Here is a 9201-nt window from a genome sequence, read left to right as displayed (position 1 = left end):
AAACGATACTCGCGCCTAAGCTCGTCTCGCAGGAAGGCGAGGGCGTCTTTTACGTACCGATCGATCTCTCGGGCGATGCGCTGCGCGAGCAAGATCGTCTCATCGTCCACATCCGCCGTATCCGCAGACACAAGACAAAACGGCACCTCACCGAAGCTTTCGCTTTTTAGCTTCAGCTCCGCGTACCAAATGAAGCCCTCGTCCGTCGCGACTTTTTCAAGCTCGCCAAATTCCCAAGCCTTTTTTTGCATTTTATTTTCGCGTCGTTTTTTAAAATTTCGATGCTGTGCCCGTTTTTGCGCGCTGTGTTTAAATCCGCCGCCGAAATAGAATCCCGCTCGCTTCTTAAGCGGACGAGCAATGATAACGAAACAGGTTGCTTTTAAATTTTAAAATTTCAATGCAAGCCACTTTAAAATTTCGAAAAACCCGCTGCCGTCCGTCTCGCGCGGCGATGAAATTTTAACGCCTCGTCTTACGATGAAATTTTAAAATTTTAGCGCGCCGCGGGGATCGCGCGCCGTAGAGACAACGCACCGTAAAATTTCACGCCGAAATTTTACGCCAAAATTCTAACTCAAAATTCCACGCCCGTAGTGCAAATTTTAAAGCCCGAAAAATTCCATCGCGGCGACTTAGAATTTTACTCGCTAAATTTTACGAATTTTGCGCGCTTTTAAATCCGCAAATTTAATACGCCTTTACGAGCCGTAAATTTTTTAGATATATGACGCCGTCAAAAACGCCGCCTCCATTCGGTGCAGGCCAAGAAATAGCAATTCTTTTCGGCTCCTCGTCGTATTTAGGCTCGCAATAATTCTTGGAGCAGTCTATTTTAAACACCTCTTTATCGTTGCTATCAAAATCCGTTTGGGTAGAATTTTTAGGAATTTCCAGCGTGTGGATTATACGATACGGCTCGCCCTCTTTTGTGCGGGCGGACATTATTTTTATTAGCGTGTCTGCGCTGCCGTCCGAAGTCCTATAGACCCCGTCTTGCCCCAAACCCGCCAGCTCGAATTTTTTCTCCTTGCTATAAAATGCCGAGATTATGGAGCAGCCGCTAAAAAGCAAAACTGCCGCAAATAGCGCAAACGCTCTCATCTTTCCTCCTTAAGCGGGTTAAATTTAGTTTTTAAAACTATGAATGGGTGCTGGGATCTGGCCGCCGCGGGCGATGAAGTCCGCCGATGAGTTTTTATTTACGCTCATCACGGGCGCGCTACCGAGTAACCCGCCAAATTCCAGCGTGTCGCCCTCTTTGCCTTTTGGGATGATGCGCACGGCGGTCGTTTTTTGATTTATCACGCCGATCGCGGCTTCGTCGGCTATGATCGCGGCGATCGTCTGCTCGGGCGTATCCTCAGGTATTGCGATCATATCGAGCCCCACCGAGCAGATCGCGGTCATCGCTTCGAGCTTTTCTAAGCTTAACGATCCTGCGCGCACCGCGGCGATCATACCCTCATCCTCCGAGACGGGGATAAACGCGCCGCTAAGCCCGCCTACTTGGTTGCACGCCATGACGCCGCCCTTTTTGACCGCGTCGTTTAGCAGCGCTAGAGCTGCCGTCGTGCCGTGCGTGCCGACGCGCTCTAGTCCCATCTCCTCAAGTACGCGCGCGACCGAATCGCCCACGGCAGGAGTCGGAGCTAGCGAGAGATCTACGATGCCAAATTTCACGCCAAGGCGTTCAGACGCCATTTGACCGACGAGCTGTCCGATGCGCGTGATCTTAAACGCCGTCTTTTTCACGGTCTCGGCGACCACGTCAAAGCTCGCTCCGCGCACCTTCTCAAGCGCGCGCTTAACGACGCCGGGGCCGCTGACGCCCACGTTTATGACGACTTCGGCTTCGCCCACGCCGTGAAATGCGCCCGCCATAAATGGATTATCCTCGACGGCGTTGGCAAACACGACTAGTTTGGCGGCACCAAGATCGGAAAGCCGCGCGGTTTCTTTGATCACGCGCCCCATATCGGCGACCGCGCTCATATTTATGCCCGTTTTGGTCGAGCCGATATTTACCGACGAGCAGACCTTCTGCGTCGCGGCGAGCGCGGCGGGGATGGAGTCGATTAAAATTTTATCGCCCTTTGCGTAGCCCTTTTGCACTAGCGCCGAAAAGCCGCCGATAAAGTCGATACCGACCTTTTGTGCCGCCTTATCCATCGCTCTAGCAAGCGGCACGTAGTCAGTAGCGTTCGTCGCCGCGCCGATGATGGCGATAGGCGTTACGCAGACGCGCTTATTTACGATCGGGATGCCGAGCTCTGCTGAAATTTCATTGCCGACCTTTACCAGATCGCGCGCCTTATCGGTGATCTTGGCGTAAATTTTCTCCGCGGCTTTGCCCATATCGGGATCGATGCAGTCAAGCAGGCTGATGCCCATCGTGATCGTGCGGATGTCGAAATTTTGCTCCTCGATCATCGCGATCGTTTCGGTTACGTTTTTGATGTCCATTTGCGCGCCTTAGATGTTGTGCATGGCGTCAAAGATCGCCGAGCTTTGGATGTTGATCTTTACTTTTAGCTTTTCGCCAAGCTCGTTTAGCTCCTCGCGTAGAGCCGTGAAGTCCTGCTTTTCGTCGCTGGAAACCACCGCCATCATCGTAAAAAACTCATCCAAAACCGTCTGGCTGATGTCGTCTATGTTCAGCCCAAGCTGCGCTAGCTTGGCCGAAACGCCCGCTACAATGCCAACCTTGTCCTTACCGATCACCGTTACGATCGCTTTCATCTCTACCCCTTTTTAAAATTTATTTAGCTATTTTGAGCGCGGAAGCCCTTTAAAACTACTGAATTTTGCCGCCGTTTGAAATTATCAGCGCAAACACGATTGCGACCAAAGCGTAAAATATTACTGCGAGCCATATCGCCCATCTATTCACGCCGCCGCCCCGCCTTAGGGCTTCATCGTCCTGTTTATCTAACAATGAAACAAAACTATAGCAAACGAAATATTTCGCCATAGTTCCGCTACTGACGCTAATCGCCATTCCTATACTTCTATCATATTCATCCAAAAACGGAATAAAGCAGGAAATTAACACAACGGCAAATAGGGCTGCGGCAATTTTATACTCCTTGCGGTACAGAAAAAAGAACAGCGTGCCGAAAAATCCCCACCAACTCCACGTGCTTACATAATTTAACTCGCGCTGCTTGCCCGCGGCAAAAAATTTCTCGCAGGCGCGTGCGTAAATTTCAACCTTACTAGGAGTTTGCAAAAAAATTTCCAGCTTCTGCCGAAGCAGCTTGCCGTCAGATAAAATTTCTCTAGCATAATCCGTCATCTCACTCTCCTTAGCGATAAATCCCCACGGCGGCGCGAACCTTTTGCATCAATGAAGCAGCCGTCGCAGCCGCTCTTTGCGCGCCCTGTCTTAGCATCTCATCCAAAATTTCGCGGTGGCTTTGATAGTATTCGAATTTATCTCGCGCGTCTTTAAAGTAGCCAAGCACGAGCTCGTTCAGATACGCCTTAAAATGCCCATGCCCCTCGCCTCCGCGCTCGTAGCGAGCCCGCAGCTCCGCCTGCTCCGCTTCGCTTAAAAACAGCTTCGCGATATTATAGACATTACACCCCCGCCACTGCTTAGGCGCCTCTAGCGGCTCGGAGGTCGTTACGATACTTGAAATTTGCTTCTTTAGCGTTGCGGCATCTGCAAAAATATCGATCGTATTGCCGTAGCTCTTGCTCATCTTCGCGCCGTCCGTACCCGGCACGATCGCCACTTCATCATTTACGCGCGCTTGCGGAATAGTTAAAATTTCGCCGTGGGCGTTGTTAAATTTAAGCGCGATGTCGCGGGCGATCTCGACGTGCTGGATCTGATCTTTGCCCACGGGTACGACCTCTGCGCTGTATAGCAGGATGTCCGCCGCCATCAGCACGGGGTAGCTAAATAGATCATGCTTGCTCTCAAAGCCCTTGGCGATCTTGTCTTTGTATGCGTGTGCTCGCTCGAGCAGCCCCATCGGCGCATATCCGCTTAAAATCCAGTAAAGCTCCAGCACCTCTTTCACGTCGCTTTGCACCCAAAACACCGTCTTTTTCGGATCTATCCCGAGAGACAAAAACGCCGCGGCGGCCTCGTAGGTAGAGTTTTTTAGCTTTGCGCCGTCGCTTACGGACGTGAGCGCATGATAGTTTGCGATAAACATAAACATCTGCTCGCCCGCGTTTTGCGCATCTACCATCTGCTTGATGCTCGCGAAGTAGTTGCCCAAATGCAACTTACCGCTGGGCTGAAGACCCGTTAAAATTCTCATCATTGCTCCTTTAAATCAAAATCAGATCGCCGTCCACAAAACCCACGGCGACGTGCTTGCACTTAAAAATTTTTGCATCTGGCATCTGCTCTCGCAGCTCGCGCAGAGCCTGCACGAGCAGTTTTAAAACCTGTCGCCACGAAAGCTCGCTTAAAAATTCAAGCTGCAAGCGCGAGCTCTGCGGATAAAACTCATCCTCGTCCTCGCACGCCCAGTCGTCGTCATCCGCGTCATAACTGCTCGATCCCGCCAGCTGTAGCGCGTAAGGCTCGTAAAGATCGAAGTGCCACGCGATTACGCGCTTTGGAATTTGCTCGCGCTCTAAGCCCTCTAGTAGCTCGCGCAGCTTTTGCTTTAGCGCCTCTTTCTTTTCAAACTTATCGCTCTTGCTCTCTTTGTCGTGCGACTTGGAATTTTTGCCGCCGCCCGGGCACTTTTGTTTAGACATCTTTTTTCCCTTTAAATTTAGCCCGTCGCAGGCGGAGCAAATTTCTTTTACGATCTTTTTTACGCTTTTATTTTCGACGTCAATTACGATGTCGGCCTTTTTTTCATACGCCCCGTCCCTTTGGGCGTGCAGCGCTGCGGCCTTTTGCAGATCCGCTAGCAGCGGACGCTTGGCAAATTTTTTCTCCGCGTTCTCGCTGTTTTTTAAGCGCTCGATTATCCCTCCAAAGCTTGATTTCAAATACACGACGGTGCCGATTTTGTTTAAATTTTTCACGGCGTAAAAGCCGCCGCCGGTGGAGATCACGGCGCAGCGGACGGACTTTTCTAAAAATTTCGCAAGGCTCTCTTCCATCTTTCTAAAGCTCTGCTCGCCCTGCTCTTTAAAAATTTGTCCGATTTTCTTATTGGCGTAGCTTTCGATCATATCGTCGCAATCAAGCGCGAACATCCCGCTTTGCGTAGCCAGAGCCCGCGCTATCGTGCCCTTGCCGACCCCCATAAAGCCGATGAGCACGATGTTACCGCTCTTCATCGCTCTCACCTTTTTTGCGCGGCAGCAGCACTAGCGGACTTCCCGAAAGAGCGAAGCTCGCGCGCAGCCTGTTCATCAAATAGCGCTTGTAGCTAAAATGTAGCGCACTTGGGCGGTTCATCACAAGAGCGATCTTCGGCGGCGCAAAGCCGATCTGCGCGGCGTAGTAAATTTTAACCGATTTGCCCCGCTCGCGAGGTATCGGATGCGCCTTTATCGCGGCTTCTACCACTTCATTGATCCTTGCGGTGCCGAGCTTGCGCGTGAAATTTGAATAAACCTCCAAAATGAGCGGGTAAATTTTATGGATCCGCTTCCTGTCCGTCGCGCTGACGCTGATGATCGGCGCGTAGGAAAGAAATTTAAACCTATCGCGCAGATCGCGGCAAAACTCGTCGTAATCGCGCTCGCAAAGATCCCATTTGTTTAAAATTATGATTAGACCTAGTTCAAATTTAGCCGCAAGCCCTGCGATGCGCTCGTCCAGCTCGTTTAGCGGCTCGCTTGCGTCAAGCACCAAAAGCGCGATGTCGGAGCTTTGCAAGATTTTTTCGGTGCGATTTAGCGCGAAGCGCTCGATGCCCTCGATTTTGCCGCGGCGGCGAATGCCCGCCGTGTCGATAAACTCAAGCGTGCGCCCCCCAAATTCCGTGCTTTCGTTCACCGGATCGATCGTCGTGCCCGCATAATCGCTCACGACCGAGCGCTGCGAGCCCACAAGCGCGTTTAGAAGGCTTGATTTACCGACGTTTACCCGTCCGATGATACCCACGCCGATGGTTTTATTAGCGTAAAATTCCTCGTCGCGCTCCTCTTTCGGCTCGCCCTCGTCGTTGAAGCCCTCTATAAAATCATCAAAAATTTCATCCTCGTCCTGCTGCGCGGGCGCAGGGTCTAAAAAGCCGTAGATCCACTCTTTGAGCTCGTCGATGCCGCTGTTGTGCGAGACGGAGATCGGGAAAAATTTAACGCCGAATTCGTTAAACTCCCAGCTGCGCTCCTCGTCGCGCTTGCCGTCGATCTTATTGACCGCTAGGGCGATGGGCTTGCCAAGCCTCTGCAGCGAGAAAAATATCCGCCGCTCATCATCACTCGGAAGTAGCTTGCCGTCCGTCATAAAGATTATCAAATCCGCGCTCTTGGCCTCGCTTAGCGTCTTAGCTTGCACGCGCGCAAACAGCTCGGATGTGTCGTCCAGGCCGCCCGAATCGATTACGCGCACGCGGCGATCGAAAATTTCGGCTTCGGCTCTATTGGTATCGCGCGTCGTACCCGCAACGTCGCTCGTGATGGCGATACGAGCGCCCGCTAGGCGGTTAAAAAGGCTCGACTTGCCGACGTTGGGGCGCCCGATGATGATCAAACTTTTCACGTTCGTCCTTGTAGTTTTTGGCGCGATTATAACCAAAAATAGATTAAAGCCAAATTCTACGCGCTCGCTCGCGGAGATAAGCGGCAAAATTTTATGAAATTTAGGCGCTAAATTTAGAAATTTTATCGCGACACGAACAGAGCGTCGCCTAGATAAAAGGCCTCAAGGCTTGCGATCCGTCGCCGCAAACGACGCAGAGCTGGGGCGATGCGTAAATTTTATAAAATTTTAAAACCGAAGTCTGAGCGCGAAAGCTAGCGGTCAAAGCACAAAAACGGGCGCAACCGTGCGAAAGCGCAAAAACCCTCGGCTGCGTAAATTTTGACTATTCCGCGCATTCAAGCGCCAAAGTGCAAAATCGAGCGGTCGCGCCAGGCGCGCGAAAGCAGGAGGCGCGGCGAAATATTAAAACGGCGAAATATTAAAATTTAATCATTATGCGTGTATAATTCCGCAAATTTAAAGGGGCGCGATGAAATACAACAACTTCTTGCTGCACCATCTAAGCGTGTATTATATGCTGATGGCGTGCTTTTACAACTCTCTTACGGGCGTTTTTGCCAAGCTTTTGGGCGCGCAAATTTCATCGCTTGAGGTCGTGCTCTTTCGCAATCTGCCCGGACTTTTGATCCTGCTTTATAAAATCAAGGCTCGTCCCCGCATGGCGCGCTTCGCAAACAAGGGCGGTCATCCTTTTACGCTCGCGTTTCGCGGCATTATCGGGATTTTGGGGCTGATGGTGTTTTTTTATAACATCGCAAATATCAGCCTCGGCGAGGCATTTACCTTTCAAAAAACGGCGTCCATTTGGACGGCGATCATCGCGTACTTTACCCTCGGCGAAAAATTCGGCGCGATGGGCTGGTTCTCGGTCTGCCTAGGCTTTGTGGGCATCGTTTTGGTAATTCAGCCGCAGTTTGGCTTGCAGCCGAGCGATATTTTTGGAATTTTAAGCGGATTATTCGCCGCGATGGCGTTTACCTCCGTGCGCGGGCTGCGCAAATACTATAGCTCCGATACGATCATCCTCTCTGCGCTTCTTGCCGGCACGCTGATGCCCGTAGCGCTTATGATCGCGGCAGAATTTATAGACGCGCCCGCGCTGAGCTTTATGCTTTGCAAATTTAAAATTCCAAACGCGCAGGGCTGGCTCTTTGCCGTGCTTCTGGGGCTGCTGGGGCTGTTTTATCAAACCTACGTCACCAAGGCCTACGCCGCGACGCGCAAAGCGGGCATAGTAGCTACGATCAGCTACACAGACATCATCTTTTCGACGCTATTTGGGCTGCTGCTAGGCGACGCCTTGCCCGGTTTCATGGCACTTTCGGGCATGGCGCTCATCATCGTCGCGGGCACACTTGTGGCGAACCGAAAGTAGCGTGCGATGAAACAAAAATTCTACTCCGCGTTTTGGCTGAAACATCTGGGCGTTTATTATATGCTCGTGGCGAGCTTCTATTTTGCGCTAAACGGCGCTTTAGCCAAGGTCATGGCAGAGCATATGAGTAGCGCCGAGATCGTGTTTTTCCGCAACGTCGTAGGCATCGCGATCGTGCTATTTTCGCTACGGCGGGTAAAAAACCTGGGGCCGGGCGGCAAGCCGTGGCTACTCGCGTTTCGCGGCTTTATCGGCAGCTGCGGTATCTTAGCGACCTTCTACAATATCGCCCACATCGATCTTGGCACCGCTTTTACCTTCCAAAAAACGGCGCCCATTTTCACCGCGCTATTTTCGGCATTTTTCTTAGGCGAAAAGCTAAGCTCGCGCGGTTGGTTTGCGATACTGCTCGGCTTTGGCGGAATTTTACTCGTCGTGCGCCCGCACATCGGCATCAGCGTAACCGACGCGGTGGGAATCTTCGGCGGCATGTGCGCGGGACTTGCATACACGAGCGTGCGCGAGCTCCGCAAACACTACGCCACAAACCTCATCGTGCTGGTTTTCGTCTCGTCCGCCACCTTTCTAAGTGCTACGATGATGATAACGGGCTGGGTGCTTGAAGGTAGCGAGGTTAAAATTTTAGGACTTTTCAGCGGCGCGGATTTAGCGAAGCTCGCTTATTTCAACCCGCCAAGCCTTTTTGGCTGGGTGCTCGTGGCGCTTCTGGGTGTCAGCGGTATCTACTTTCAAATTTACATGACGCGCGCCTACGCCGCTTCGCGCAAAGCGGGCATCGTCGCTGCGATCAGCTACAGCGATATCCTCTTTAGCATGGCGCTCGGAATTATGCTAGGCGACCATCTGCCCGGTCCGATCGTGCTAGCAGGCATTGCAGTGGTGATTTTAAGCGGAATTCTAATCGCCCGCGAGCGCTAAATTTAAATCTAAATTTAAAACCAATTCAAACGCGGCATGAGGCTAAATTTAATCCGCGCCGCTCGCCTGCGCTAAATTTCAGCGATATAAAAGTCTTAAAAAGCTAAGATTGCGCTAAAGTTCTACGGTGTAGAAATATTTTTCGACGGATTTAAAATTTTATGCATTTTATCGGTATCGACATCGGCTCTACCTCGTCAAAGGTCGCCGTTATGGACGAGCGCGGCAAATTTTGCGAGCTGTTTTTGCTACC

Annotated in this window: 8 protein-coding genes and 2 pseudogenes; 2 read left to right on the top strand and 8 right to left on the bottom strand. The window is 51.5% G+C overall.

Annotated elements, in window-relative coordinates; genetic code table 11:
- From Q0614_RS02825 to der, 8 genes and pseudogenes are all read right to left on the bottom strand, one after another.
- Positions 1–251: pseudogene (locus tag Q0614_RS02825) on the bottom strand (hypothetical protein); the annotation flags it as partial.
- A 439-nt stretch (positions 252–690) separates the two neighbouring features.
- Positions 691–1104 (bottom strand): hypothetical protein, encoded by a 414-nt coding sequence (locus Q0614_RS02820; RefSeq protein WP_298786391.1) that lies wholly within the window; start codon positions 1102–1104, stop codon positions 691–693.
- Between the two features lie 24 nt (positions 1105–1128).
- On the bottom strand, positions 1129–2466 hold the full coding sequence (locus Q0614_RS02815) for a PFL family protein (protein ID WP_298786389.1): 1338 nt from the start codon (positions 2464–2466) through the stop codon (positions 1129–1131).
- 9 nt (positions 2467–2475) lie between these two features.
- Positions 2476–2742 carry an ACT domain-containing protein gene (locus Q0614_RS02810; protein ID WP_002944456.1) on the bottom strand — a complete coding sequence of 89 codons (267 nt, stop codon included), beginning with the start codon at positions 2740–2742 and terminating at the stop codon, positions 2476–2478.
- Positions 2743–2797: 55 nt separating this feature from the next.
- On the bottom strand, positions 2798–3298 hold the full coding sequence (locus tag Q0614_RS02805) for a DUF2628 domain-containing protein (RefSeq protein WP_298786387.1): 501 nt from the start codon (positions 3296–3298) through the stop codon (positions 2798–2800).
- Positions 3299–3308: 10 nt separating this feature from the next.
- Entirely contained in the window at positions 3309–4277 is a 969-nt protein-coding gene (trpS, locus tag Q0614_RS02800) for a tryptophan--tRNA ligase (protein ID WP_298786384.1), read from the bottom strand.
- 487 nt (positions 4278–4764) lie between these two features.
- Positions 4765–5259, bottom strand: a pseudogene (locus Q0614_RS02795) (shikimate kinase); the annotation flags it as partial.
- A complete protein-coding gene (gene der / locus Q0614_RS02790; RefSeq protein ID WP_298786382.1) occupies positions 5246–6631 on the bottom strand; it encodes a ribosome biogenesis GTPase Der in 1386 nt (461 codons plus the stop codon). The pseudogene Q0614_RS02795 and the gene der, both read right to left, overlap by 14 nt.
- 472 nt (positions 6632–7103) lie before the next feature.
- On the opposite strand from der, the gene Q0614_RS02785 reads away from it, so the two are divergent.
- Both Q0614_RS02785 and Q0614_RS02780 read left to right on the top strand, forming a co-directional pair.
- A complete protein-coding gene (locus Q0614_RS02785; RefSeq protein WP_298786380.1) occupies positions 7104–8009 on the top strand; it encodes a DMT family transporter in 906 nt (301 codons plus the stop codon).
- Positions 8010–8015: 6 nt separating this feature from the next.
- The gene (locus Q0614_RS02780; protein WP_298786378.1) at positions 8016–8948 is read left to right on the top strand and encodes a DMT family transporter; all 933 of its coding nucleotides are present in this window, start codon (positions 8016–8018) and stop codon (positions 8946–8948) included.
- Positions 8949–9201 lie beyond the last annotated feature (253 nt).

It is taken from the genome of uncultured Campylobacter sp. (assembly GCF_937997595.1).
GTDB lineage: Bacteria > Campylobacterota > Campylobacteria > Campylobacterales > Campylobacteraceae > Campylobacter_B.
The sequence above is the reverse complement of the archived record's forward strand: the minus strand, read 5'-3'. Positions and strand labels throughout refer to the sequence as shown.

Bases quoted from the DNA above. Each gene is read 5' to 3' on its own strand.
- trpS (WP_298786384.1), bottom strand. From the start codon at position 4,277: ATGAGAATTTTAACGGGTCTTCAGCCCAGCGGTAAGTTGCATTTGGGC.
- Q0614_RS02780 (WP_298786378.1), top strand. From the start codon at position 8,016: ATGAAACAAAAATTCTACTCCGCGTTTTGGCTGAAACATCTGGGCGTT.
- Q0614_RS02820 (WP_298786391.1), bottom strand. From the start codon at position 1,104: ATGAGAGCGTTTGCGCTATTTGCGGCAGTTTTGCTTTTTAGCGGCTGC.
- Q0614_RS02810 (WP_002944456.1), bottom strand. From the start codon at position 2,742: ATGAAAGCGATCGTAACGGTGATCGGTAAGGACAAGGTTGGCATTGTA.
- Q0614_RS02805 (WP_298786387.1), bottom strand. From the start codon at position 3,298: ATGACGGATTATGCTAGAGAAATTTTATCTGACGGCAAGCTGCTTCGG.
- Q0614_RS02815 (WP_298786389.1), bottom strand. From the start codon at position 2,466: ATGGACATCAAAAACGTAACCGAAACGATCGCGATGATCGAGGAGCAA.
- Q0614_RS02785 (WP_298786380.1), top strand. From the start codon at position 7,104: ATGAAATACAACAACTTCTTGCTGCACCATCTAAGCGTGTATTATATG.